Origin of the sequence: Pseudomonas oryzae (genome assembly GCF_900104805.1) — a bacterium.
Lineage (GTDB): Bacteria > Pseudomonadota > Gammaproteobacteria > Pseudomonadales > Pseudomonadaceae > Geopseudomonas > Geopseudomonas oryzae.
The window spans coordinates 2,860,270-2,884,349 of record NZ_LT629751.1; the positions used below are offsets into that span (position 1 = coordinate 2,860,270).

Here is a 24,080-nt window from a genome sequence, read left to right on the forward strand (position 1 = left end):
GGTATGCACCTGAAGAACGCTAGTCGGTGGCTCGGAGGCGGTCAATTGCCCGGGGCGAACGCCGGGCCGTGCCGGCAAGAGGCGCGCTGCAGCAGCCTCCCGTCCAGGCGCTCTCCCGCAGCGGCATCGCCGGCCGTCAGGCCTCCACCGCCGCCCACTGCTTGTTCAGGCGCTTGTCCGACACCGCCACCCGGGTGCCGAGCTGCTGCGCCCACAGCGATACCCGGTACTCCTCGAGCATCCAGCGATACAGTGCCAGCTCGGGATCGCGCTTGCCTTCCTGGGCGTGCTTGGCGGCGCGCGCCTGGTACTGCTCCCAGTAGCCGGCCAGCTCGCCGCTCCACACCCGGTCGCGCTGCAGCTGGCTGCCGACCTTGTCCAGGCGCTGCTCGATGGCCTTGAGGTAGCGCGGATACTCCTTCAGCCACTCGGCCGGGGTCTGGCGGACGAAGCCGGGGTAGACCAGCTGGGCCAGTTGGGCCTTGATGTCGTTGAGCGCCACCGCCATGGCCAGGTCGATGCGCCCCTTGAAGCGCTTCTGCAGGCCGTGCCAGAGCTTGAGGATCTCCAGCACCAGCTTCGCCAGGCGCTCGGCGTGCTCGCTCCAGCTGCCGCGCTTGCGCTCGGCCAGCGCAGCCAGCGCCGCGCCGTCGCGCGGCAGCGGGCTTTGTCCGTCGAGGATGCAGCTGTCCAGGCTGGCCAGCAGGATGTCCTCGACCAGCGCCTCGACGCGGCCCAGCTCGCGATAGAGCAGGCCCATCTCGGTGATCCCTGGCAGCTTGGTGCGCAGGTACTTGGCCGGCTCGGCCAGCTGTTGCAGCAGCAGGCGCTGCAGGGCGCGGCGGTGCTGGAATTCGGCCTCGGCCTGGGTCGGGAAGCGCCCCTCCTTGACCGCGCCGCCGTCCTCGACCAGCGCCGGGTAGACGGTCAGCGACAGCCCGGCGATCTTCTGCTGGGTGCTCTGCGCCACGCTGAAGCCCTTGGCCTCCACCGGCCTGGCCTCGGCCTTGCTCTCGGGAATCGCCAGCGCGGCCTGGCTGGCTTCGGCGAAGCGTGCGGTCAGCTCGGCCAGGTCGCGGCCCTCGCCGAGGAACTTGCCGCGCGCGTCGACCACCTCGATGTTCATCTTCAGGTGGCTCTCCAGCTGGGCGGCGGACTCCGCCCAGGCCTCCTCCGGCACGCGGGCGCCGGTCATCCGCTGCAGTTCGCGGCCCAGCGCCTCGGGCAAGGCGCCTTCGCCGAAGGCCAGCTTGGCCAGCGCGGCGCCGACGAAGTCCGGCACCGGCACGAAGTTCTTGCGCAGCGCCTTGGGCAGGCCGCGCACCAGCGCCACGCACTTGGCCTCCAAGAGGCCCGGCACCAACCAGTCGAGGCGCTCGGCCGGCAGCTGCGGCAGCAGCGGCGCCGGCACCCGCACGGTGACGCCGTCGCGCGGGTGGTTGGGCTCGAAGTGGTAGGACAGCGGCAATTGCAGGCGACCGATGCTCAGGCTGTCCGGATACTGCTGGGCGGTGACCTCGCGGGCCTCGCGGGCCAGCACGTCCTCCTCGCGCATGATCAGCAGCTGCGGGTTCTTCGCCCCCTCGCGCTTGTACCAGTTCTCGAAGCTGGCGGTCTGGTAGATGTCCTGCGGCAGCCGCGCGTCGTAGAAGGCGAACAGGGTTTCCTCGTCGGCGAGGATGTCGCGGCGGCGCGCCTTGGCTTCCAGCTCGTCGAGCCGCTCCAGCAGCTGGCGGTTGGCGGTGAGGCAGCGGGCACGACTGTTGATCTCGCCACGCACCAGGCCCTCGCGGATGAACAGCTCGCGCGCGGCCGGCGGATCGATGGGGCCGTAGTGCACCGGCCGGCGACCGACGATGATCAGCCCGTACAGGGTCACCTGCTCGTAAGCCACCACCTGGCCGCGCTTCTTCTCCCAGTGCGGCTCGAGGTGATTGCGCTTGAGCAGGTGCGGCGCCAGCGGCTCAATCCAGTCGGGGTCGATCTTCGCCACCATGCGCGCGAACAGCTTGGTGGTCTCCACCAGCTCGGCGGCCATCACCCACTGCGGGCGCTTGCGGCCGATCACGCTGGACGGGTGCAGCCAGAAGCGCCGCTGGCGGGCGCCGTTGTAGTCGCCCTCCTCGGTCTTCTGGCCGATCTGGCTGAGCAGGCCGGCGAGCAGCGCCTTGTGCACGGCAGCGTAGTTCTTCAGGGTCTGCGCGGCCTGCTGGCGTTCGTCCTGGGCGGCCACGGCGTGGCGGGCGCGCTGGTCGAGCTGGCCGCGGCCCTTCTGCGGCTGCTCGGTGGACAAGGCTGCGCCGTTGTCCACCCTACCCTCGCCGATCTCCGGCGCTTCCAGCTTGTTCAGCGGCAGCTTGAGGTCGCGGCAGGTCAGCAGCAGCTGGCGGTGAGCGTCGCGCCACTCGCGCAGGCGCAGGTAGTTGAGGAAGTTCTTGCGGCACCAGTTGCGCAGGGCGTTGGCGCCCAGCGCCTGGCGCTGGGCCTCGAAGCCGTGCCACAGGTTGATCAGCGCGGCGAAGTCGGAATCGGGGTTCTTCCACTGCGCGTGGGCCTGGTCGGCGGCCTGCTGGCGCTCCATCGGCCGCTCGCGCGGGTCCTGCACCGACAGGGCGCTGGCGATGACCAGCACCTCGGCGAGGCTGCCCTGCTGGGCGCCTTCCAGCAGCATGCGGCCCAGGCGCGGGTCGATCGGCAGGCGCGCCAGCTGGCGGCCCAGCGGGGTCAGCTGGTTGTCGCGGCTGACCGCCGAGAGCTCCTGCAGCAGGTTGAAGCCGTCGCTGATCGCCTTGCCTTCCGGCGGTTCGATGAACGGGAAGTCCTGGATGTCGCCGAGGCGCAGATGGAGCATCTGCAGGATCACCGCGGCCAGGTTGGTACGCAGGATCTCCGGATCGGTGAACTCGGGACGGGAGAGGAAATCCTCCTCGCTGTACAGGCGGATGCAGATGCCCGGCTCGACCCGGCCGCAGCGACCCTTGCGCTGGTTGGCGCTGGCCTGCGACACCGCCTCCACCGGCAGGCGCTGCACCTTGGCGCGGTAGCTGTAGCGGCTGATCCGCGCGGTGCCGGAGTCGATCACGTAGCGGATGCCCGGCACGGTCAGCGAGGTCTCGGCGACGTTGGTGGCCAGCACGATCTTGCGCCCGCCGGCCGGCCTGAAGATCTTCTGCTGCTCGGCCGGAGTCAGCCGCGCGTACAGCGGCAGCACCTCGGTGTGGCGCAGGTTGGCCTTGCGCAGCACCTCGGCGGCCTCGCGGATCTCGCGCTCGCCGGGCAGGAACACCAGCACGTCGCCAGGGCGCTTGCCCACCGCGCGCTCGTGCGCCTCGATCTCGTCGAGGGCGCGCAGGATGCCCTGGTCCACCGACAGGTCGTCGAACAGCGCCTCGCCGTTCTCGTCCAGTTCGGCGGCCAGCGGCCGGTACCAGGTCTCCACCGGGTAGGTGCGCCCGGAGACCTCGATGATCGGCGCATCATTGAAGTGCTTCGAGAAGCGCTCCAGGTCGATGGTCGCCGAGGTGATGATCACCTTGAGGTCGGGACGGCGCGGCAGCAGGTTCTTCAGGTAGCCGAGCAGGAAGTCGATGTTCAGGCTGCGCTCGTGGGCCTCGTCGACGATCAGCGTGTCGTACTTCTCGAGGAAGCGGTCGTGCTGGGTCTCGGCGAGCAGGATGCCGTCGGTCATCAGCTTGACCAGCGACTGCTCGCCGCTGTGGTCCTCGAAGCGCACCTGGTAGCCGACCAGCTCGCCGAGCGGGCTGCCCAGCTCCTCGGCGACGCGGGTGGCGACGCTGCGTGCGGCCAGCCGGCGCGGCTGGGTGTGGCCGATCAGGCCGAATAGCCCACGGCCGGCCTCCAGGCAGATCTTCGGCAGCTGGGTGGTCTTGCCCGAACCGGTCTCGCCGGCGATCACCACCACCTGATGCCGCTCGATGGCCGCGCGGATCTCGTCGCGGCGCGCGGCGATCGGCAGGGCGTCGTCGTAGCGGATGCGCGGCACGCTGGCGCGGCGCGCTGCGACCTTGGCCTTGGACACCTGGAAACGCTCCAGCCACTGGGCCAACCGGGCCTCGTCCCACGCCGGCGTGCCGGCCTGCTTGCGCAGTTCGTGCAGCTGCCGGCGCAGGCGGTGGCGGTCGGCGTTGAGCACCTGGTCGAGGTTGTTCAGCAGCTGGTCGAAGGCGGGTACGGCGTCACTCATCGGGCGGGCATCGGCTGGGATCGTCGGAAGGCGGCGATTGTCGCAGATTTGCCCGCCGCCGGGTCAGCCCTCGGCAGGGCTGGCCGGCAGTGCCGCATGGCGCCCGAGCGCCAGCCAGACACCCAGGGCGACGAGGCTCAGGGTCACGCCCGCCGCACAGACAGCGGCCCAGCCGAACGCATCGAACAGCGCCGCCGAGGCCAGCGAGCCCAGCGCGCCACCGGCGAAATAGCCGGTCATGTAGCCGGCATTGATCCGGCTGCGCGCCTCCGGGCGCAGCCGGTAGACCTGATTCATGTTGCTGACGTGGGTCAGCTGCACGGCCAGATCCAGCAGCACCACTCCGGTCAGCAGCGCCACCAGCGAGCTGCCGGCACCAACCAGCGGCAACCAGGACAGGGTAAGCACCACCAGTCCCAGCGTGGTGGCCTGCGCGCCGCGACCGCTGTCGGCCATGCGCCCGGACAGATTGGCGGCCAGCGCACCGATCGCACCGACCACGCCGAACAGGCCGATCACCCCGTCGGAGTAGCCGTAGGGCTCGGCCGACAGCAGGAAGGCCAGCGGCGTCCAGAACATGGCGAACAGCGCGAAGCTCAGCGCGCCGAGCAGGGTACGCAGGCGCAGCTCGGACTCCTCGCGGAACAGCCTCGCCACCGAGAGCAGGAGCCGTGGGTAGCTGATGCGCTCGGCGTGGCGATAGCGCGGCAAAGCGAACCACAGCGCCAGCGCGGTAACCGCCATCACCGCCGCCGCCACAAGGTAGACGCTGCGCCAGCCGGACATGGCCGACAGACTGCCGGCCACGGTGCGCGCCAGCAGGATACCCAGCAGCAGGCCGCTCATCAGCGTACCGACCACCCGCCCGCGCTCGGCAGGCGCGGCCAGGGTCGCCGCGAAGGGCACCAGTACCTGAGCGACCGCGGAAAAGGCCCCGGCCAGCGCCGTGCCGACCAGCAGTACGGCGAAATTCGGCGCGAAGGCACTGAGCAGCAGACCGCCTGCGATCAACAGGGTCATGCCGACGATCAGCCCGCGGCGCTCCCACAGGTCGCCGAGCGGCACCAACAGCAGCAGTCCGAGCCCGTAGCTGACCTGGGCGGTGGTGACCAGCACGCCGGCCCGGGAGTAGGACAGGCCGAACTCTTCGGCAAGGGTCTGCAGCAGCGGTTGGTTGTAGTAGTTGCTGGCCACCGCCACACCCGTGGCGAAGGCCATCAGCAGTACCAGCCAGCGGCTCAAGGAGGGAGTCGGGTGTTCGCGCATCGTCTTGACCTCGCCTGGGAGGAGCGCAGTATCGACCCGGCAAGGCAATGACAGAAATGAATTGTTATGATCATGACCATCTCATAATGAGATGAGCCAATGAACCTCAAGCAACTCGAATTCGCCATCGCCCTCGCCGAGGAAGGCAACTTCACCCGCGCGGCACAGCGCTGCAACGTGGTGCAGTCCGCGCTCAGCCATCAGATCGCCCGCCTCGAGGAAGAGCTGGGCACCCGCCTGTTCGAGCGCCGGCCGCGCAAGGTCGTGACCACCCCGGCCGGCGAGGCCCTGCTCAACGAGGCGCGCCTGATCGCCGAGGCGACCCGGCGGATTCCTGCCCAGGTGGCCGCCGTGGCCGGCGAGGTGAGCGGCAGCCTGACCGTGGGCACGATCTCCTCGCTGGATCTGTTCGACATCGTCGAGCTGCTGGCGGCCTTTCACGGTCGCTTCCCCCAGGTCGACATCGGCCTGCGCCAGGAGCACAGCGACCTGTTGCTGGAGGAAGTACGCAAGGGCAGCATCGATCTGGCGTTCATCGGCGTCGCGGCCAGCAAGCCATTGCCCGGCGTCGAGAAGCGCCTGCTGGTCGAGGAAGAACTGGTCGCGGTCCTGCCGCCCGAGCACCCGCTGGCCGCCCGCACACGCCTGCGCCTCGAGGAGCTGCAGAGCCTGCCGCTGGTGGACTTTCCCGCCGGCAGCAGCGCCCGCCAACAGACCGACGAGGCCTTCGCGGCGCTCGGCCTGAGTCATCGGGTGCGTTTCGAGATCAGTCACATGCTGCTGCTGGAACGCCTGGTCCGTGGCGGTCTGGCGATCGGTCTGGCCCCGGCCAGCAGCGCCGCCACCTTCGCCGGTCTGCTGCGCATCCCGGTGTCCGACGCGCCCAAGCGCCGGGTGTTCGCCATCTGGCCGAACAACCCGACTCCGGCTACCCGCGAACTGCTCGCCGAGCTGGACAGCCTCCTGGCCGCCAGCCCGGTCGGCTGACTCAGGCCGCCGTGCGCTTCTTCAGCTCCTGCTCGCGCAGCTCGCGGCGCAGGATCTTGCCGACGTTGCTGGTCGGCAGGCTGTCGCGGAACTCCACGTGGCGCGGCACCTTGTAGCCGGTGAGGTTGGCGCGCATGTGCGCCAGCACCTGCTCCTCGCTCAGCTCGGCGCCGGGCTTGCGCACCACGAACACCTTGACCGCCTCGCCGGTGCGCTCATCCGGCACGCCGATGGCCGCCCCGATCTGCACGCCAGGCAGCTTGGCCAGCACGTCCTCCAGCTCGTTGGGATACACGTTGAAGCCGGAGACCAGGATCATGTCCTTCTTGCGGTCGACGATGCGGATGTAGCCGTCCGCCTGGATCACCGCGATGTCGCCGGTCTTCAGCCAGCCGTCGGCGCCGAGCACCTCGGCGGTGGCCTCCGGACGCAGCCAGTAGCCCTTCATCACCTGCGGGCCCTTCACGCACAGCTCGCCGGGAGCATCGAGGCCGAGGTCGTTGCCGGCCTCGTCGATCACCTTGCACAGCGTCGAGGGCAGCGGCATGCCGATGGTGCCCGGCTGATTGAAGCCGGACGGATTGACCGACACCACCGGGCTGGTCTCGGTCAGACCATAGCCCTCGCAGATCGCACAGCCGGTGATCTCCTGCCAGCGCTCGGCGGCGGGACGCTGCAGGGCCATGCCGCCGGAGATGGTCAGCTTCAGCGCCGAGAAGTCGAGGCGGCGGAACGCCTCGTCGTTGCACAGGGCGACGAACAGGGTGTTGAGACCGACGAACACGCTGAACGGCCACTTGCCCAGTTCGCGGACCATGGCCGGCAGGTCGCGCGGATTGGTGATCAGCAGGTTGTGGTTGCCGGCCTGCATCATCGCCATGCAATGAAAGGTGAAGGCATAGATGTGGTACAGCGGCAGCGGCGTGACCACCAGCTCGCGGCCGTCCTCGAGGGTGGCGCCCATCACCGCATGGCACTGCAGCATGTTGGCGATCAGGTTGCGATGGGTGAGCATGGCCCCCTTGGCCACCCCGGTGGTACCGCCGGTGTACTGCAGCACCGCCACCTCGTCGGCCTTCGGTTGTGCCTCGCGCAGCGGCCGACCGCGCCCGCGCGCCAGCACCTCGGTGAACTTCACCGCCTGCGGCAGGTGGTAGTGCGGCACCATTTTCTTCACGTAGCGCACCACACCGTTGACCAGCCAGCGCCTGAGCGGCGGCAGCAGGTCGCCGACCTCGGTGACCACCACATGGCGGATCGCGGTGTGCGGCAGCACCTGTTCGGCCAGGTGCGCCAGGTTGGCCAGGCAGACCAGCGCCTTGGCGCCGGAGTCGTTGAACTGGTGCTCCATCTCCCGCGCGGTGTACAGCGGGTTGGTGTTGACCACCACCAGGCCGGCGCGCATGGCGCCGAACACCGCGACGGGGAACTGGATCAGATTGGGCAGCTGGATGGCGATGCGGTCGCCCGGCGCCAGGTCGGTGTGTTCCTGCAGCCAGGCGGCGAAGGCGCCGGACAGCTCGTAGAGTTCGCCGTAGCTGAGGGTGCGGCCGAGGTTGCTGAACGCGGGCTTGCCGGCGTAGCGCTGGCAGGAATCGCGCAGCACGGCGAGGACGCTGGGATAACTGTCGGGATCGATGCTGGCGGGAATCCCGACCGGGTACTTGTCCATCCAGAAGTGTTCGTTCATCGCGGTGTTCCCCGAGCACTGCGCCTGCGGCCGGACCACGCGAGGCGCATCCTGCGCCGCGGCCCACCCTGGCACTCTTGTTGTTTATGGCCCACGCCTCGCTGAACCGCAAGCCGCGGGCTCAAGGACGGCCGTCGAGGATAACAGCCCCCTCCGCCAGCAACCAGCGACGCTCCCGGAGACCTGCCGGCAAGCGGACCTGGTTCATGGATCGACGTGGCGACCGGTCATCGCCCGGCGCTTGCGCGCGGGGCGCGAGGACTACAATGCGGCCATGACCGCTGTGGATTGCCGAGCATGCGTCACGACAGTTTCCGCCTGTGCGCCAGGGACGACTGTCAGCTGCAGGGTTACCGCTGGGTGCCGGAACGGGAGCCGCGCGCCTTGCTGCAGATCGCCCATGACGTGGCCGAGCACGCCGGCCACTACGCCGAACTGGGCGAACGGTTGTGTGCGTCCGGCTATGGCGCCTACGCCCTCGATCTGCGCGGCCAGGGCGCGTCGGGCTGCGCGCATTGCACCGCGCACGCTGGCTGGCACAAGGTGATCGACGACCAGCTCGAACTCAATCACCTGATCCGCCGCCACTTCCCGCAGGTGCCGATCATCCTGCTCGGCCACAGCCTGGGCGGCGCCATCGCCCTCGCCTACCTGCTGCGCTACAGCTGCAGCGTGCATGCCGCGGTCCTCAGCACCTCCAGCTTCGCGCCGCTGTGGCGCTGCCGGATCGCACGTCTGCTGGCCCTGCTGGAGGCCTGGCGCCAGGGACCGCTCGGACGCAGCGGGTTGCTCCCGCACCTGGCGCTCGGCGGCCTCGGCCTGCCCCTGCCGGGCGAACGCACGCCCTTCGACAGGTCGACGCCGAACGCTTATATTGCTGCACCGCACAACGAGCTGCGCTGGACCAACCAGCTGTGGCTCGACCTGTTCGGCGGTCTGGAGGAGATCGCCTCGCGCCAGGCGCTGGCACGCATCGACGCCGAGCTGCCCCTGCTGGTGATCGGCCGCGGGCGCGCGCCGTTCGGCCACGGCCATCGCCTGCAGGAACTGTATCGCGCCCTGCGTGCGGCGGGACTGAACAGTGTCGAGCTGAAGCTGTACCCTGAGGCCCGTCACGCGCCGTTCCACGAACATGACCGCGACGCGGTGATCGACGATTTGCTTGACTGGCTCGCGCATCTCCCTGCGCGCCAGCCCTACTGCCCCCTCGAGGAGAATGCATGAGCCTGGTAGAAAACACGCCCTACGAAGAACTGCAGGTCGGCCAGAAGGCCAGCTACCAGCACAACGTGCAGGAGCGCGACGTGCAGCTGTTCGCCGAAGTGTCCGGCGACCGCAACCCGGTGCACCTGGACGCCGAGTACGCCGCCACCACCCAGTTCAAGGAGCGCATCGCCCACGGCATGCTCACCGGCGCACTGATCAGCGCCGCCATCGCCACCACCCTGCCGGGGCCGGGGACCATCTACCTCGGCCAGAACCTGCGCTTCACCCGTCCGGTGAAGCTGGGCGACGCGCTGAACGTCGAGCTGGAAGTGCTGGAGAAGCTGCCGAAGAACCGCGTGCGCATCGCCACCCGCGTGCTCAACCAGCAGGGCAAGGCGGTGGTCGAGGGCGAGGCGGAGGTGATGGCGCCGCAGGAGAAGCTGCGCATCGCCCTCACCGAGCTGCCGCCGATCACCATCGGCTGACGGCTCCGCATACGGCACAACACCTGCGATAGCCGCGGGCGTTGTGCCGTCAGGACGAGCGAACCGGAAAAATCGCGGACAAAAAAACGGGCGACCGAAGTCGCCCCAAATGCCTTGCGTGCTCTGTGTGTCGGAAAGGATCAGCTGCTCTTCTTGCCCTTCTGGGCGTCCTTCCAGACGAAATATCCGAATCCACCGAGGAAACCTGCGGTAAGGATGACGATGACGATGCCTGCGAGTACTACTTCGTCCATAAACATGGTGGTGTCCCCCGCTCAATTCTGTTCCGTGTCGCTGTTGGGATCAGAATAGCGATGCCCTCCCCCGGGAAATTGACTCGGATCAACAGCCGGCCCGGCCTCGCCGGCGAAGGCATAGCAAAGCTGACATAGATCAACGGAACGGCCCCATCCAGAGGCGCCGGTCCCTCTGCCGGGCAGGACAGCGCCGCCGGGCGAGCGGATGGCGCTCACCGGCACCTCAACGGCGCGATACGGAAAATCGGCAGAAATGACCGAAGCGGTAATGGCCCGCCCGGCTGGAGCGCGACCATCAGGCCACGGAAAAGCCGCTAACGCTTCTTCGGCTTGCCCTTGGCCTTGCGCTGCCTGCCTGCTGGCAGCGGCAATGCCTGCTCGAAAGCCTGGCGGACCTCCTGCAGGCGCTTCTCGTGCAGGTCATGGATGCGCCGCTCGCGCTCGGCGGTGAAGTCGATCGGGGTATCGGCAGCCATGGCGGTACTCCTGCGGCGGGATGGGGTGGCTAGAGGATACTCCTTCCATCGCCCCGCGTGGCGCCACGCAGCGCCGCGGCGCGCTTGCCTTTGGCCTGCCTCTCGCGCTTCCGCTAAAATGCCCGCCTTTCTTTTTCGTGTCTGGAGACATGCATGGCGCAGTATCAACCGGGGCAACGCTGGATCAGTGACAGCGAGGCGGAACTGGGTCTGGGAACCATCCTCGCACAGGACGGCCGCCTGCTCACCGTCCTCTATCCGGCGACCGGCGATACCCGCCAGTACGCGCTGCGCAACGCGCCGCTGACCCGCGTGCGCTTCTCCCCCGGCGACGAGATCACCCACTTCGAGGGCTGGAAGCTGACCGTGCAGGAGGTCGAGGATGTCGACGGCCTGCTGGTCTACCACGGCATCAACGCCGACAACGCAAGCTGCTCGCTGCCGGAAACCCAGCTGTCCAACTTCATCCAGTTCCGCCTGGCCAGCGACCGTCTGTTCGCCGGACAGATCGACCCGCTGCCCTGGTTCGCCCTGCGCTACCAGAGCCTGCAGCACGCCAGCCGCCTGCAGCAGTCCGCACTGTGGGGCCTGTCCGGCGCGCGCGCCCAGCCGATCGCCCACCAACTGCACATCGCCCGCGAGGTGGCCGACCGCGCCAGCCCGCGCGTGCTGCTCGCCGACGAGGTGGGTCTGGGCAAGACCATCGAGGCCGGTCTGATCCTGCATCGCCAGCTGCTCTCCGGCCGCGCCCGCCGCGCGCTGATCCTGGTGCCGGAGAACCTGCAGCACCAGTGGCTGGTGGAGATGCGCCGGCGCTTCAACCTGGAAGTCGCCCTGTTCGACGCCGAGCGCTTCCTCGAGAGCGACGCCGACAATCCCTTCGAGGACTGCCAACTGGCGCTGGTCGCCCTCGACTGGCTGCGTGACGACGGTCGCGCCCAGCAGGCCGTGCTGGACGCCGGCTGGGACCTGCTGGTGGTCGACGAGGCGCACCACCTGGTCTGGCATCCGGAAGGCGCCAGCGCCGAGTACCAGTTGGTCGAGGAGCTGGCCGGGCGCATTCCCGGCGTGCTGCTGCTCACCGCCACCCCCGAGCAGCTCGGCCTGGAAAGCCACTTCGCCCGCCTGCGCCTACTCGACCCGGACCGTTTCCACGATCTCGCCGCCTTCCGCGCCGAGAGTGCCCAGTACCAGCCGGTGGCGGCTGCGGTGCAGGAGCTGCTCGACCACGGCAAGCTGTCTCAGGAGGCCCGCGCCGCCATCCACGGTTTCCTCGGCAGCGAGGGCGATGCCCTGCTGGCCAGCGTCGAGGGCGGCGACGAGGAGGCCCGCGCGCGGCTGATCCGCGAGCTGCTCGACCGCCACGGTACCGGCCGCGTGCTGTTCCGCAACACCCGCGCGGCGGTGCAGGGCTTCCCCGAGCGCCAGCTGCATCCCTATCCGCTGCCGAGCCCGGCCGAATACATGGAACTGCCGGTCGGCGAGCACGCCGACCTCTATCCGGAAGTCGGCTACCAGGCGCAGCTGGAAGACGGCAGCGACGACAGCCAGCACTGGTGGCGCTTCGACCCGCGCGTCGAGTGGCTGATCGACACCCTGAAGATGCTGAAGAAGACCAAGGTGCTGGTGATCTGCGCCCACGCGGAGACCGCCCTCGATCTCGAGGAGGCGCTGCGTGTGCGTTCCGGCATCCCGACCACGGTGTTCCACGAGGGCATGAGCATCCTCGAGCGCGACCGCGCCGCCGCCTTCTTCGCCGACGAGGAGTTCGGCGCCCAGGTGCTGATCTGCTCGGAGATCGGCAGCGAGGGCCGCAACTTCCAGTTCGCCCACCACCTGGCGCTGTTCGACCTGCCGGCCCACCCCGACCTGCTCGAGCAGCGCATCGGCCGCCTCGACCGCATCGGTCAGCGTCACACCATCCAGCTGCACGTGCCCTACCTGGAGAACAGCGCCCAGGAGCGCCTGTTCCACTGGTACCACCAGGGCCTGAATGCCTTCCTCAATACCTGCCCGACCGGCAACGCCCTGCAGCAGCAGTTCGGCCCGCGCCTGCTGCCGCTGCTGGAAGGCGGCGACGACGGCGCGTGGGAGCAACTGCTGGCCGAAGGCCGCGCCGCCCGCGAGGCGCTGGAGGCCGAGCTGCACCAGGGCCGCGACCGCCTGCTGGAGCTCAATTCCGGCGGCGCCGGCGAGGGCGAGGCGCTGGTAGCGGCGATCCTCGAGCAGGACGAGGAGTTCGCCCTGCCGATCTACATGGAGGAACTGTTCAACGCCTTCGGCATCGACAGCGAGGACCACTCGGAGAACGCGCTGATCCTCAAGCCCAGCGAGAAGATGCTCGACGCCGGCTTCCCGCTCGGCAACGACGAGGGCGTCACCGTCACCTACGACCGAAACCAGGCGCTGGCCCGCGAGGACATGCAGTTCCTCACCTGGGAACATCCGATGGTGCAGGGCGGCATGGATCTGGTGCTGTCCGGCTCGATGGGCAACACCTCGGTGGCGATCATCAAGAACAAGGCGCTCAAGCCCGGCACGGTGCTGCTCGAACTGCTCTACGTCAGTGAGGTGGTGGCGCCGCGCGGCCTGCAGCTGGGCCGCTACCTGCCGCCGGCGGCGCTGCGCTGCCTGCTCGACGCCAACGGCAACGACCTCGCCGCGCGGGTCAGCTTCGAGACCCTGCACGACCAGCTGGAAAGCGTGCCGCGCATCAGCGCCAACAAGTTCATCCAGGCCCAGCGCGACGTGCTGGCCAAGCTGATCGCCAAGGGTGAGGCCAAGGTCGCCCCGCAACACGCCGAGCGGGTGAGCGAGGCGGCCCGCCGCTTCGCCGCCGAGCAGGAAGAAGAGCTGGCGCGCCTGGAGGCCCTGCGCGCGGTCAACCCCAGCGTGCGCGACAGCGAGCTGGACAGCCTGCGCAAGCAGCGCGAGCAGGGCATCGCCCTGTTCGACAAGGCCGCCCTGCGCCTGGAGGCGATCCGCGTGCTGGTCGCCGGCTGAGCCGGCGACGGGAAGATGGGCAGCGCTGCGCGGTTGCCCAACCCATGCCAAGGCCGGCCATCGTAGGGTAGAAAACTCGCGTAGCGATTTTCTACCCGCTCTGCGCGCCGAGGCCGGGTGGTGGACAATCGTTGCGCGAGTCGTCCACCCTACCCCGGCGCGTCACTTCCGCTCCGCAGCGGCCTCTTGCCACTGCGCCAGCCACTCCAGGCTGGCCGCGCTACCCGCCTCTCCCGGCCGATACTCGGCCGCCAGCCAGCCTGCGTAGCCCGCCTCGCCGAGCGCCGCCAGCGCAGCGGCAAAGTCGACGCTGCCGCTGCCCGGCGCACCACGCCCCGGGCAGTCGGCGAACTGCACATGGCCGATGCGCCCGCCCAGGGCGGCGATAGACGCCGACAGATCCAGCCCCTGGCGAGCCATGTGGTAGAGATCGAGCTGGGCGGCGAAATTGGGATGATCCACCGCCTCGACCAGCAGGTTGAGGTCGTCCGGGGTATTGATCAGGAAGCCCGGCATGTCGATCGGATTGATCGCCTCGGCCAGCACGCGGACGCCCAGCGGCGCGAAGGCTTCGGCGCTGCGCCGCAGGTTGCCGACCAGGGTGGCCAGCGCCGCCTCGCGCTCCACGTGCTCGGCCAATCGTCCGGGCAGCACGTTGACGAACTGCGGGCGCACGCTGGCGGCGTAGACCAGCGCCTGGGCCAGCGCCGCGTCGAACTCGGCCTGGCGCTCGGGCACCGCGGCCAATCCCGGTCCGCCGCTCATCAGGTCGCCGGCGGGCAGGTTGATCAGCACCAGCGGCAACCGGGCGTCCTTCAGCGCGGCCTTCAGCTCATGCGCGGCCAGCTCGTAGGGAAACTGGATCTCCACCCCGGCGAAGCCGGCCTCGGCCGCCGCCGGGATGCGCTCGCGCAGCGGCAACTCGGTGAACAGCAGCGACAGGTTGGCGGCGAGCTTCATGCCTGCTCCTCCTGGCGGAACATCTCGACCAGGGTCGCCGGATCACGTTCGAGGTTGCCCTGGCTGCCGTGCAGGCGCATCAGCTGCGCCGCCAGGCCGCTCATCGGCGTAGCCGAGCCCTGCTCGCGCGACAGCTTGACCGCGGTGTCGAGATCCTTGAGCAGGGTACGCACGTGCCACTTGATCGGCTCGAAACGGCTCTCGGCCATCTGCGGGGCGAGGATCTGCAACGGCTTCGAGTCGGCGAAACCGCCGGCCAGCGCCGGCGCCAGCAGACTGGCGTCCACCCCGGCCTGCTCGGCCAGCGCCACCACCTCGGCGATCACCAGGGCGTTGCAGGCGACGATCATCTGGTTGCACACCTTGCTCACCTGGCCGGCGCCGACCTCGCCCATGCGCGTCACGCGCTGGCCGAGGTGGGCGAGGATCGGCCGCAGGCGCTCGATGTCGTCCGCCGCGCCGCCGGCCATGATCGCCAGCGTGCCGGCCTCGGCGCCCGGGGTGCCGCCGGACACCGGCGCATCCACCCAGCGCATGCCGCAACGCTCCTCCAGCTCGATGGCCATCTCGCGGGTGGCCGCCGGGTCGGAGCTGGAGAAGTCCACCAGCAGTTGCCCCGGCAGGCCGCTCTCGGCGATGCCGCCCGGCCCGAACACCACCTCGCGCACCGCTCCGGTGTCGGCCAGGCAGAGCATGACGATGTCCGCCTCGCGGCACAGGTCGCCCGGACGCACCACCAGCTGCGCGCCGGCATCCACCAGCGCCTCGCACTTGCCCGGGTTGCGGTTCCACACGCTCAGGGGGAAGCCGGCGGCCAACAGGCGGCGGCTCATCGGCAGGCCCATCAGGCCGATGCCGGCAAAGGCCAGGGAAGGCGGGGTCGACATCGCGGACTCCAGTCGGTATAAGAGGCCGCCATTTTAACCCCCTGGGGCGCCGCACCGACATTCGACCAGCGATCCCCTATACTCACAGCCGTTTTTTCCGCTATTGAACCGGAGAACTCCCATGCTCAAGCGTACCCTGGCGCTGGCCGCCGGCATTGCCCTGTCCGTTTCCGCCGTGGTGGCCAACGCCGCCGACGTCCTCAAGGTTTCCGCCATTCCCGACGAGGCCCCCACCGAGCTGCTGCGCAAGTTCAAGCCGCTTGGCGCCTACTTGGAGAAGGAGCTCGGCATGCCGGTCGAGTTCGTCCCGGTGGCCGACTACGCCGCGGTGGTCGAAGGCATCGCCGCCGACCGTGTCGACCTGGCCTGGCTGGGCGGCTTCACCTTCGTGCAGACCCGTCTGAAGACCGGCAACGCCATCCCGCTGGTACAGCGCGAGCAGGACGAGAAGTTCACCAGCAAGTTCATCAGCGCCGATCCGGCGGTGAAGTCGCTGCAGGACCTCAAGGGCAAGACCTTCGCCTTCGGCTCGGTGTCCTCCACCTCCGGCAGCCTGATGCCGCGCTACTTCATGCAGAAGGACGGCATCGTTCCCGAGCAGTTCTTCTCCCGCGTGGCCTTCTCCGGCGCGCACGACGCCACCGTCGCCTGGGTACAGGCCGGCAAGGTCGACGCCGGCGTGCTGAACGCCTCGGTGTGGGACAAACTTGTCGCCGCCGGCAAGGTCGACACCGCCAAGGTGCACGTGTTCGCCACCACCCCGACCTACTACGACTACAACTGGACCGTGCGCGGCACTCTGGATCCGGCGCTGACCGCGAAGATCAAGCAGGCCTTCCTCGCCCTCGACCCGGCCAACCCGGAGCACAAGGCGATCCTCGACCTGCAGGCCGCCAGCCGCTTCATCGAGACCCAACCGGAAAACTACGCCGGCATCGAGGAAGCCGCCCGCGCCGCCGGCCTGCTGAAGTGAGCATCCGCCTGACCGGCGTGGGCCTGACCCACGCCAACGGTCGGCGCGCCCTGCAGGAAGTCGATCTGACGGTCAGCCGCGGCGAGCGGCTGGCCATCATCGGGCCGTCCGGGGCGGGCAAGACCACCCTGCTGCGTCTGCTGGCCACCAGCCTGCAACCGTCCGAGGGCCGTCTGCAGCTGCTCGGCGGCGAGCCCTGGCAGTTGCCCGCTGCAGCGCGCAAACGTCTGCGCGCGCGCCTCGGCCTGATCCACCAGAGCCCGCCGCTGCCGCCGCGCCAGCGGGTGGTCACCGCGGTGAGCGCCGGCCGCCTCGGCCAGTGGCCGCTGTGGAAGGGCCTGCTCAACCTGCTGCATCCGCTCGACCCGGCCGGTGCCCGCGAAGCCCTCGCCCGCCTCGATCTGGCCGACAAGCTGTTCGAGCGCTGCGACCAGCTCTCCGGCGGCCAGCTGCAGCGCGTCGGCATCGCCCGCGTGCTCTACCAGCAGGCCGAGCTGATCCTCGCCGACGAGCCGGTGTCGGCCATGGACCCGGTGCTGGCCGGCCATACCCTCGGCGTGCTCACCCGCGAGGCAGAGGCCCGCGGCGTCACCCTGCTGGCCAGCCTGCATGCGGTGGAGCTGGCGCTCAACCACTTCCCGCGCATCGTCGGCGTGCGCGACGGGCGCATCGCCTTCGACCTGCCCACCCACGCGGTGACCCCGCAAGCGCTGGACGCCCTGTACGCCAACGAGCAGCTGGAGCAGTCCCACCCCGCATCGCCGGTAGCGCCCCCTCAGCTGGTGACCATCCCGCGATGCTGAGCACCGGCACACCGCGCGACCCCGCCGCCCTGCCGCGCCTGCTGCTGACCCTTCTGGCGCTGGCCCTGCTGTGGCCCGGCATCCAGCTCAGCGAGCTGAGCCTCGGCGTGCTGCTCGACGGCGACAACGCCGCGACCATGGGCAGCTTCGTCGCCGCCTTCTGGCCGCCGGCGCACAACGGCGAGTTCCTCGTCATGCTCGGCCGCGCCACCCTGGAAACCTTGGCCATCGCCACCGCCGGCATGGCCCTGGCCTGGCTGCTCGCCGTGCCCTGCGCACTCGCCGCCACCCGCGTGCTGTCGGTATCGGCCGTGGCCCGCGGCGGACGCCCGCGCTGGTGGGCCAGCGCGCTGCGCTGGCCGGTGCGCCTGCTGCTGATCGTGCTGCGCAGCATCCCGGAGATCGTCTGGGCGCTGCTGTTCGTCCGTGCCGTCGGCCTCGGTCCCACCGCCGGCGTGCTGGCCATCGCCATCACCTACGGCGGCATGCTCGGCAAGGTCTACGCGGAGATCTGCGAGTCGGTCGACCCGCGCCCGGCGCGCGCCCTGCTCGCCGCCGGCAGCCCGCGCCTGGCGGCGTTCGCCTACGGTGTGCTGCCCAACGCGGCGGCGGAGATGCTGTCCTACACGGTGTACCGCTGGGAGTGCGCGATCCGCGCCTCGGTGGTGATGGGCTTCGTCGGCGCCGGCGGCCTCGGCCAGCAGATCGACCTGTCGCTGCGCATGTTCGCCGGCGGCGAGGTGGCCAGCATGCTGCTGACCTTCTTCGCCCTGGTGCTGCTCGCCGACCAGCTCAGCCGCCTGCTGCGGAGCCGCCTGACATGAAGCGCGCGTTCAACTACGGCCTGCTGCTGGCGATCCTGCTGGCGGTCGCCGCGTCCTTCATCGGCCTCGGCCTGGATTTCTCGGGACTGACCAGTGCGCGCAGCCTGGCGCTGATGGCCGACTACGCCGCCGGTTTCTTCCCCCCCGACCTCTCCGGCGCGCACCTCGCCGCCATCGGCCGCGCCAGCCTGGAAACCCTGGCCATGTCGGCGCTGGGCACCCTGCTCGCGGCGCTGCTCGGCCTGCTGCTGGCGCTGCCGGCCGCCGGGCGCTTCGGCTCCGTCGCCGGAGCCCTGGCGCGGCTGCTGCTCAACGCCCTGCGCTCGATTCCGGAACTGGTGTGGGCGGCGCTGATGGTGCTGGCCGCCGGCCTCGGCCCCAACGCGGGCACCCTGGCGCTGGCCCTGCACACCGCCGGCGTGCTCGGCCGGCTGTTCGCCGAGGCGCTGGAGAACACCCCGAGCGAACCGGCCGAGGCGATCCGCCTGGCCGGTGGCGGCCGGGTGACGGCCTTCGTCTACGGCACCCTGCCCGGGGTCTGGCCGCAACTGGTCGCCTACATGCTGTACCGCTGGGAGAACAACATCCGCATGGCCAGCGTGCTCGGCTTCGTCGGCGCCGGCGGCCTCGGGCAGATGCTCTACGTCAGCCTCAGCCTGTTCCAGCAGGCCCAGGCCGCCACGGTGATCCTCGCCATGCTGCTGCTGGTGCTGGCGGTGGACGCACTGAGCGGCTGGGCGCGCCAGCGCTGGGTCAGTCACTGACCTCCGTCAGAGGTCCGCGTTCGGGTCGTGGGCGCTCAGCGGCCCGCCGACCGCCGCCCTGAGCTTGCCGCGCAGATCCTCGAAGGTGGCATCGAACTCCTTGTGATGACGCACGACCGGGCTGTGGTTGGGCGGCATCCCGTGCCGGGCCACGACCTTGCCGATGGCGCCCGCGAAGTTGAATGCGGTGTCATGGGACATCTCGAAGGCTTCCTCGAAAGCCTTGCCATCGATCTCGCCGACCATGCGGAAGTGCACCACCGGCCCCGCCTTGGAGCCCGGGCGCACCTCGTAATAGAGATCGACGTTGTAGGTCGGCAGGCCCAGGGCAGCGACCGGGTTGGAGACGTGTACATGGCCGGGCTCGAACATGGCGTCACTCCTCGTGGCGGAAACTGCTGACAGTCTAGACCAGCCCCATCCATGCGCCCGTGCCGCACCCGATCAGTGCAGGGCAGGCGCCGCCACGCGCTCCTGGACCAGCACCCAGGGCGCCACCACCACGGCCCACAGCTGCGGATCGCGCGCCAGGTAATCCTCGGCATCCAGCACTTCCAGCTTGCGCAGTTCGCCGCTGGCCAGCCACTGGGCGATCCTGCGCTTGTCGTCCTCGGCCAGAGCCTCGGCGACCCCGACCAGATCCAGAGTGCCCTCCACGCGCAGCACGGCGCCGCGCGCGAAGAACGGTTGCAGTTCCTGCCAGGAAATCGCCGCTGTTTCGCCGAGCAGCTTGGTATAGAGAGTGCTAGGTTCTGAAGTAGGAGCAGACATGGGGATCACCTTCTATCGGGGGCGCCATGATAGCGCCAGTCAATCGGCAGGCAAGCCTTCACTCTCGGCTGTCATGCAGCGCAAAATGTCGGGACGCCGCCGGGTACTGGCTTTTTGCGTTCTGACACGGCAACTTAGGCGCGGGATCAGAAGCTTGTTGCAGATTGGCGGCTGAGCCCCGGTCTGCACCACATAAAACGAAGACAACAGTGGAGCATTTATGAGCAAAGTCACAGGGAAGCTTTCCCGCCTGTTCGCCGCCATGGCCCTGGCCGGAGTGGCCAGCCACAGCTTGGCTGCCGACGACACCATCAAGATCGCCATCGCCGGCCCGATCACCGGCCCGGTCGCCCAGTACGGCGAGATGCAGTTCGTCGGCGCGGAAATGGCCATCGAGCAGATCAACAAGGCCGGCGGGGTCAACGGCCAGAAGCTCGAAGGCGTGCACTACGACGATGCCTGCGATCCCAAGCAGGCCGTGGCGGTGGCCAACAAGATCGTCAACGACGGCATCTCCTTCGTCGTCGGCCACCTCTGCTCCAGCTCCACCCAGCCGGCGTCCGACATCTACGAGGACGAAGGCATCCTGATGATCAGCCCGGCCGCCACCAGCCCGGACATCACCGCGCGCGGCTACCAGATGATCTTCCGCACCATCGGCCTGGACAGCCTGCAGGGCCCCACCGCCGGCAAGTTCATCGCCGAGACGATCAAACCGGCCAACGTCGCGGTGATCCACGACAAGCAGCAGTACGGCGAAGGCATCGCCACCGCGGTCAAGCAGACCCTGGAGCAGGGCGGCGTCAAGGTCGGCCTGTTCGAAGGCATCAACAGCGGCGACAAGGACTTCTCCTCGCTGATCGCCAAGCTCAAGCAGGCCGGCGTCGACTTCGTCTACTACGGCGGCTACCACCCGGAGCTCGCCCTGCTGATGCGCCAGAGCGCCGAGAAGGGCCTGAAGGTGCGCTTCATGGGACCGGAAGGCGTCGGCAACTCGGAAATCTCCGCCCTCGCCGGCCCGGCCTCCGAAGGCATGCTGGTGACCCTGCCGAAGTCCTTCGATCAGGATCCGAAGAACCAGGCGCTGGTCGAGGCGTTCAAGGCCAAGAAGCAGGATCCGTCCGGCCCGTTCGTGTTCCCGTCCTACGCCGCCGTGCAGGTGATCGCCGAGAGCATCGACAAGACCGACAGCACCGACCCGGTGAAGGTAGCCGAGGCCCTGCGCAGCAATACCTTCGAGACCCCCACCGGGGCGCTCGCCTTCGACGAGAAGGGCGACCTGAAGGACTTCAGCTTCGTGGTCTACGAGTGGCACGCCGACGGCAGCAAGACCCTGGCGAAGTAACGAAACCGTCCGGCCGGGCACCTACCCGGCCGCGACACCCCCAGGCAGCACCGGCGGCGGATCCCGCCGGTGGCTGCAGGATCCGATCTCTGCGCGGCCGGCCAACCGGCCCGTACGACCTGGTGTAGGCAAAGCTCCGGACGCATGGACCACCGGATCGGCCAGCGGCCGAGGCTCGCACGCACCCGTCACACCCGCGCGAAGATCCTCAGGAGAGGCGTCATGCCCGAGCTCTACCACTACCTGCAACAACTGGTGAACGGCCTCACGGTCGGCAGCACCTATGCCCTGATCGCCATCGGCTACACCATGGTCTACGGCATCATCGGCATGATCAACTTCGCCCACGGCGAGGTGTACATGATCGGCTCCTACGTGGCCTTCATCGCCATCGCCGGTCTCGGCCTGCTGGGGTTGGACAGCCTGCCGCTGGTGATGTTCGCCGCCTTCGCCGCCAGCATCATCGTCACCAGCGCCTACGGCTACAGCATCGAGCGAGTCGCCTACCGCCCGCTGCGCGGCAGCAACCGGCTGATCCCGCTGATCTCGGCGATCGGCATGTCGATCTTCCTGCAGAACCAAGTGCTTCTGGCCCAGGACTCCAAGGACAAGGCCATCCCCAACCTGCTGCCGGGCAACTTCGTGTTCGGCGAAAGCACCATGAGCGGTGTGGTGATCTCCTACATGCAGGTACTGATCTTCGTCGTCACCCTGGCGACCATGCTCGGTCTGACCCTGTTCATCTCCCGCTCGCGTCTCGGCCGCGCCTGCCGCGCCTGTGCCGAGGACATCAAGATGACCAACCTGCTGGGCATCGACAGCAACCGCATCATCGCCCTGACCTTCGTCATCGGCGCCGCCCTGGCCGCGGTGGCGGCGGTGCTGCTGGGCATGCAGTACGGCGTGATCAACCCGCACATCGGCTTCCTCGCCGGCATCAAGGCGTTCACCGCCGCCGTGCTCGGCGGCATCGGCAGCATCCCCGGCGCCATGCTCGGCGGCCTGCTGCTCGGCGTGGCCGAAGCGTTCGGCGCCGACTTCTTCGGCGACCAGTACAAGGACGTGGTGGCCTTCGGCCTGCTGGTGCTGGTGCTGCTGTTCCGCCCCACCGGCATCCTCGGCCGCCCGGAGGTGGAAAAGGTATGAACCACTCGACTACTGGCAAGAATCTCAAGACGGCCTTCTTCAGCGCCCTGCTGGTGCTGGCGGTGGCCTATCCGGTGCTCGGCCTCAAGCTGACCACCGTCGGCGTGCGCGTCGAAGTGCACGGCGCCAGCGCGGCCACCCTGTGGACCATCGCCGCCTGCGCGCTGGCCATGTTCGTCTGGCAACTGCTGCGCGATCGCTTCGCCGCCGCCTGCGCCGGCGCGCCGCGCCTGCCCAGCCTGCCCAGCGGCGCCGGCAACTTCCTCACCCAGCCCAAGGCCCAGCTCTGGGTGGTGCTCGGCCTGGTGGTGGTCGGCCTGATCTGGCCGTTCTTCGCCTCGCGCGGCGCGGTGGACATCGCCACCCTGATCCTGATCTACGTGATGCTCGGCCTCGGCCTGAACATCGTGGTCGGCCTCGCCGGGCTGCTTGATCTGGGCTACGTCGGCTTCTACGCCGTGGGCGCCTACAGCTACGCTCTGCTGTCGCACTACTACGGTCTGGGTTTCTGGGAATGCCTGCCGATCGCCGGGGCGATGGCCGCGCTGTTCGGCTTCCTGCTCGGCTTCCCGGTGCTGCGCCTGCGCGGAGACTACCTGGCCATCGTCACCCTGGGCTTCGGCGAGATCATCCGCATCCTGCTGCGCAACATGACCTGGCTGACCGGCGGCCCCAACGGCATCAGCGGCATCGACAAGCCGACCCTGTTCGGCCTCAGCTTCGATCGCCGCGCGCCGGAGGGCATGCAGACCTTCCACGAGTTCTTCGGCATCGCCTACAACTCCAACTACAAGGTGATCTTCCTCTACCTGATCGCCCTGCTGCTGGTGCTGCTCACCCTGTTCGTGATCAACCGCCTGCTGCGCATGCCGCTCGGCCGCGCCTGGGAAGCCCTGCGTGAGGACGAGATCGCCTGCCGCGCGCTGGGCCTCAACCCGACGCTGATCAAGCTGTCGGCATTCACCCTCGGCGCCTGCTTCGCCGGTTTCGCCGGCAGCTTCTTCGCCGCGCGCCAGGGTCTGGTCAGCCCCGAGTCGTTCACCTTCATCGAGTCGGCGATCATCCTCGCCATCGTCGTGCTCGGCGGCATGGGCTCGCAGCTCGGCGTGATCCTCGCCGCGGTGGTGATGATCCTGCTGCCCGAGCTGGCCCGTGAATTCAACGAATACCGCATGCTGATGTTCGGTGCCCTGATGGTGCTGATGATGATCTGGCGGCCGCAAGGCCTGCTGCCGATGCAGCGTCCGCACCTGGAGGTACGTCAATGAGCCGCTCCCTGCTTGAAGTCCGCGACCTGTCCATGCGTTTCGGCGGCCTGCTGGCGGTCAACGGCGTGGCCCTCGACGTCCAGGAGAAACAGGTGGTGTCGATGATCGGCCCCAACGGTGCCGGCAAGACCACGGTGTTCAACTGCCTGACCGGCTTCTACCAGCCCACCGGCGGCAGCATCAAGCTGCGCGACGAGGCGATCCAGGGCCTGCCCGGCCACCAGATCGCCCGCAAGGGCGTGGTGCGCACCTTCCAGAACGTCCGCCTGTTCAAGGACATGACCGCGGTGGAGAACCTGCTGATCGCCCAGCATCGCCACCTCAACACCAACTTCCTCGCCGGCCTGCTGAAAACCCCGGCGTTTCGCCGCAGCGAACGCGAGGCCATGGACTTCGCCGCGCACTGGCTGGAGCGCGTCGACCTGCTCGAGGTGGCCAACCGTCCGGCCGGCACCCTGGCCTACGGCCAGCAGCGCCGCCTGGAAATCGCCCGCTGCATGATGACCCGCCCGCAGCTGTTGATGCTCGACGAGCCGGCCGCCGGCCTCAACCCGCGCGAGACCGAAGAGCTCAAGCAGCTGATCGGCGTGCTGCGCGACGAGCACGGCGTCACCGTGCTGCTGATCGAGCACGACATGCATCTGGTGATGAGCATTTCCGACCACATCTACGTGATCAACCAGGGCACCCCCCTGGCGGACGGCACGCCGGAGCAGATCCGCAGCAACCCGGACGTGATCAAGGCCTATCTGGGGGAAGCCTGAA

General features: G+C 68.9%; 21 protein-coding genes. 12 read left to right on the forward strand and 9 right to left on the reverse strand.

Annotated elements, in window-relative coordinates; genetic code table 11:
* Positions 1 to 136 precede the first annotated feature (136 nt).
* Positions 137 to 4,204 (reverse strand): ATP-dependent RNA helicase HrpA, encoded by a 4,068-nt coding sequence (hrpA, locus tag BLT78_RS12925; RefSeq protein ID WP_090349356.1) that lies wholly within the window; start codon positions 4,202 to 4,204, stop codon positions 137 to 139.
* 63 nt (positions 4,205 to 4,267) lie between these two features.
* A complete protein-coding gene (locus BLT78_RS12930; RefSeq protein ID WP_090349357.1) occupies positions 4,268 to 5,470 on the reverse strand; it encodes an MFS transporter in 1,203 nt (400 codons plus the stop codon).
* Positions 5,471 to 5,569: 99 nt separating this feature from the next.
* Here BLT78_RS12930 and BLT78_RS12935 point away from each other — a divergent pair, with 99 nt between their 5' ends.
* Positions 5,570 to 6,457: a LysR family transcriptional regulator gene (locus tag BLT78_RS12935; protein ID WP_090349358.1), complete on the forward strand. Its 888-nt coding sequence runs from the start codon at positions 5,570 to 5,572 to the stop codon at positions 6,455 to 6,457.
* 1 nt (position 6,458) lies between these two features.
* Here BLT78_RS12935 and BLT78_RS12940 read toward each other — a convergent pair whose 3' ends face one another.
* A complete protein-coding gene (locus BLT78_RS12940; RefSeq protein WP_090349359.1) occupies positions 6,459 to 8,147 on the reverse strand; it encodes a long-chain fatty acid--CoA ligase in 1,689 nt (562 codons plus the stop codon).
* A 297-nt stretch (positions 8,148 to 8,444) separates the two neighbouring features.
* Between BLT78_RS12940 and BLT78_RS12945 the strand changes: the two genes are divergently transcribed.
* Positions 8,445 to 9,371, forward strand: coding sequence for an alpha/beta fold hydrolase (locus BLT78_RS12945; RefSeq protein ID WP_090349360.1), 927 nt, complete (start codon positions 8,445 to 8,447; stop codon positions 9,369 to 9,371).
* Positions 9,368 to 9,838 carry a MaoC family dehydratase gene (locus BLT78_RS12950; protein WP_090349361.1) on the forward strand — a complete coding sequence of 157 codons (471 nt, stop codon included), beginning with the start codon at positions 9,368 to 9,370 and terminating at the stop codon, positions 9,836 to 9,838. Before BLT78_RS12945 ends, BLT78_RS12950 begins: the two co-directional genes overlap by 4 nt.
* Before the next feature lie 140 nt (positions 9,839 to 9,978).
* Here the strand turns inward: BLT78_RS12950 and ccoM are convergent, their stop codons facing one another.
* Both ccoM and BLT78_RS21550 read right to left on the reverse strand, forming a co-directional pair.
* Entirely contained in the window at positions 9,979 to 10,098 is a 120-nt protein-coding gene (ccoM, locus tag BLT78_RS21885; RefSeq protein ID WP_331715125.1) for a cytochrome c oxidase subunit CcoM, read from the reverse strand.
* A 311-nt stretch (positions 10,099 to 10,409) separates the two neighbouring features.
* The gene (locus BLT78_RS21550; RefSeq protein ID WP_090349362.1) at positions 10,410 to 10,571 is read right to left on the reverse strand and encodes a hypothetical protein; all 162 of its coding nucleotides are present in this window, start codon (positions 10,569 to 10,571) and stop codon (positions 10,410 to 10,412) included.
* Positions 10,572 to 10,724: 153 nt separating this feature from the next.
* Here BLT78_RS21550 and rapA point away from each other — a divergent pair, with 153 nt between their 5' ends.
* The gene (gene rapA, locus BLT78_RS12960; protein WP_090349363.1) at positions 10,725 to 13,574 is read left to right on the forward strand and encodes an RNA polymerase-associated protein RapA; all 2,850 of its coding nucleotides are present in this window, start codon (positions 10,725 to 10,727) and stop codon (positions 13,572 to 13,574) included.
* Between the two features lie 162 nt (positions 13,575 to 13,736).
* On the opposite strand, the gene BLT78_RS12965 is transcribed toward rapA, so the two are convergent.
* Positions 13,737 to 14,534, reverse strand: a complete 798-nt coding sequence (locus BLT78_RS12965; RefSeq protein WP_090349364.1) for a hydroxypyruvate isomerase family protein — start codon at positions 14,532 to 14,534, stop codon at positions 13,737 to 13,739.
* On the reverse strand, positions 14,531 to 15,421 hold the full coding sequence (locus tag BLT78_RS12970) for an NAD(P)-dependent oxidoreductase (protein ID WP_090349365.1): 891 nt from the start codon (positions 15,419 to 15,421) through the stop codon (positions 14,531 to 14,533). The genes BLT78_RS12965 and BLT78_RS12970 overlap by 4 nt, the downstream gene beginning before the upstream one ends.
* A gap of 121 nt (positions 15,422 to 15,542) precedes the next feature.
* Here BLT78_RS12970 and BLT78_RS12975 point away from each other — a divergent pair, with 121 nt between their 5' ends.
* Genes BLT78_RS12975 through phnE form a run of 4 tightly spaced genes read left to right on the forward strand, consistent with a single transcriptional unit; the run spans position 15,543 to position 18,785 of the window.
* On the forward strand, positions 15,543 to 16,394 hold the full coding sequence (locus tag BLT78_RS12975; protein WP_090349366.1) for a putative selenate ABC transporter substrate-binding protein: 852 nt from the start codon (positions 15,543 to 15,545) through the stop codon (positions 16,392 to 16,394).
* Positions 16,391 to 17,197 carry a phosphonate ABC transporter ATP-binding protein gene (locus tag BLT78_RS12980; protein ID WP_090349367.1) on the forward strand — a complete coding sequence of 269 codons (807 nt, stop codon included), beginning with the start codon at positions 16,391 to 16,393 and terminating at the stop codon, positions 17,195 to 17,197. Before BLT78_RS12975 ends, BLT78_RS12980 begins: the two co-directional genes overlap by 4 nt.
* Positions 17,191 to 18,021 carry a PhnE/PtxC family ABC transporter permease gene (locus BLT78_RS12985; RefSeq protein WP_090349368.1) on the forward strand — a complete coding sequence of 277 codons (831 nt, stop codon included), beginning with the start codon at positions 17,191 to 17,193 and terminating at the stop codon, positions 18,019 to 18,021. The genes BLT78_RS12980 and BLT78_RS12985 overlap by 7 nt, the downstream gene beginning before the upstream one ends.
* Positions 18,018 to 18,785: a phosphonate ABC transporter, permease protein PhnE gene (gene phnE, locus BLT78_RS12990; RefSeq protein ID WP_090349369.1), complete on the forward strand. Its 768-nt coding sequence runs from the start codon at positions 18,018 to 18,020 to the stop codon at positions 18,783 to 18,785. The genes BLT78_RS12985 and phnE overlap by 4 nt, the downstream gene beginning before the upstream one ends.
* A 6-nt stretch (positions 18,786 to 18,791) precedes the next feature.
* Here the strand turns inward: phnE and BLT78_RS12995 are convergent, their stop codons facing one another.
* Positions 18,792 to 19,157 (reverse strand): DUF5064 family protein, encoded by a 366-nt coding sequence (locus BLT78_RS12995; RefSeq protein WP_090349370.1) that lies wholly within the window; start codon positions 19,155 to 19,157, stop codon positions 18,792 to 18,794.
* 72 nt (positions 19,158 to 19,229) lie between these two features.
* Positions 19,230 to 19,556 (reverse strand): DUF2288 domain-containing protein, encoded by a 327-nt coding sequence (locus tag BLT78_RS13000; protein ID WP_090349371.1) that lies wholly within the window; start codon positions 19,554 to 19,556, stop codon positions 19,230 to 19,232.
* 220 nt (positions 19,557 to 19,776) lie between these two features.
* On the opposite strand from BLT78_RS13000, the gene BLT78_RS13005 reads away from it, so the two are divergent.
* The 4 genes from BLT78_RS13005 (at position 19,777) to livG (ending at position 24,079) form a co-directional block, all read left to right on the forward strand.
* A complete protein-coding gene (locus BLT78_RS13005) occupies positions 19,777 to 20,901 on the forward strand; it encodes a branched-chain amino acid ABC transporter substrate-binding protein (protein ID WP_090349372.1) in 1,125 nt (374 codons plus the stop codon).
* A 222-nt stretch (positions 20,902 to 21,123) separates the two neighbouring features.
* Positions 21,124 to 22,047, forward strand: a complete 924-nt coding sequence (gene livH, locus BLT78_RS13010) for a high-affinity branched-chain amino acid ABC transporter permease LivH (protein WP_090349373.1) — start codon at positions 21,124 to 21,126, stop codon at positions 22,045 to 22,047.
* Positions 22,044 to 23,315, forward strand: a complete 1,272-nt coding sequence (locus BLT78_RS13015) for a high-affinity branched-chain amino acid ABC transporter permease LivM (protein WP_090349374.1) — start codon at positions 22,044 to 22,046, stop codon at positions 23,313 to 23,315. The genes livH and BLT78_RS13015 overlap by 4 nt, the downstream gene beginning before the upstream one ends.
* On the forward strand, positions 23,312 to 24,079 hold the full coding sequence (gene livG / locus BLT78_RS13020; protein ID WP_090349375.1) for a high-affinity branched-chain amino acid ABC transporter ATP-binding protein LivG: 768 nt from the start codon (positions 23,312 to 23,314) through the stop codon (positions 24,077 to 24,079). The genes BLT78_RS13015 and livG overlap by 4 nt, the downstream gene beginning before the upstream one ends.
* The last annotated feature ends 1 nt before the right edge of the window (position 24,080 follow it).

Coding starts and splice junctions, on each gene's coding strand:
- hrpA (WP_090349356.1), bottom strand. CDS start 4,204: ATGAGTGACGCCGTACCCGCCTTCGACCAGCTGCTGAACAACCTCGAC.
- BLT78_RS12930 (WP_090349357.1), bottom strand. CDS start 5,470: ATGCGCGAACACCCGACTCCCTCCTTGAGCCGCTGGCTGGTACTGCTG.
- BLT78_RS12935 (WP_090349358.1), top strand. CDS start 5,570: ATGAACCTCAAGCAACTCGAATTCGCCATCGCCCTCGCCGAGGAAGGC.
- BLT78_RS12940 (WP_090349359.1), bottom strand. CDS start 8,147: ATGAACGAACACTTCTGGATGGACAAGTACCCGGTCGGGATTCCCGCC.
- BLT78_RS12945 (WP_090349360.1), top strand. CDS start 8,445: ATGCGTCACGACAGTTTCCGCCTGTGCGCCAGGGACGACTGTCAGCTG.
- BLT78_RS12950 (WP_090349361.1), top strand. CDS start 9,368: ATGAGCCTGGTAGAAAACACGCCCTACGAAGAACTGCAGGTCGGCCAG.
- ccoM (WP_331715125.1), bottom strand. CDS start 10,098: ATGTTTATGGACGAAGTAGTACTCGCAGGCATCGTCATCGTCATCCTT.
- BLT78_RS21550 (WP_090349362.1), bottom strand. CDS start 10,571: ATGGCTGCCGATACCCCGATCGACTTCACCGCCGAGCGCGAGCGGCGC.
- rapA (WP_090349363.1), top strand. CDS start 10,725: ATGGCGCAGTATCAACCGGGGCAACGCTGGATCAGTGACAGCGAGGCG.
- BLT78_RS12965 (WP_090349364.1), bottom strand. CDS start 14,534: ATGAAGCTCGCCGCCAACCTGTCGCTGCTGTTCACCGAGTTGCCGCTG.
- BLT78_RS12970 (WP_090349365.1), bottom strand. CDS start 15,421: ATGTCGACCCCGCCTTCCCTGGCCTTTGCCGGCATCGGCCTGATGGGC.
- BLT78_RS12975 (WP_090349366.1), top strand. CDS start 15,543: ATGCTCAAGCGTACCCTGGCGCTGGCCGCCGGCATTGCCCTGTCCGTT.
- BLT78_RS12985 (WP_090349368.1), top strand. CDS start 17,191: ATGCTGAGCACCGGCACACCGCGCGACCCCGCCGCCCTGCCGCGCCTG.
- phnE (WP_090349369.1), top strand. CDS start 18,018: ATGAAGCGCGCGTTCAACTACGGCCTGCTGCTGGCGATCCTGCTGGCG.
- BLT78_RS12995 (WP_090349370.1), bottom strand. CDS start 19,157: ATGTTCGAGCCCGGCCATGTACACGTCTCCAACCCGGTCGCTGCCCTG.
- BLT78_RS13000 (WP_090349371.1), bottom strand. CDS start 19,556: ATGTCTGCTCCTACTTCAGAACCTAGCACTCTCTATACCAAGCTGCTC.
- BLT78_RS13005 (WP_090349372.1), top strand. CDS start 19,777: ATGAGCAAAGTCACAGGGAAGCTTTCCCGCCTGTTCGCCGCCATGGCC.
- livH (WP_090349373.1), top strand. CDS start 21,124: ATGCCCGAGCTCTACCACTACCTGCAACAACTGGTGAACGGCCTCACG.
- BLT78_RS13015 (WP_090349374.1), top strand. CDS start 22,044: ATGAACCACTCGACTACTGGCAAGAATCTCAAGACGGCCTTCTTCAGC.
- livG (WP_090349375.1), top strand. CDS start 23,312: ATGAGCCGCTCCCTGCTTGAAGTCCGCGACCTGTCCATGCGTTTCGGC.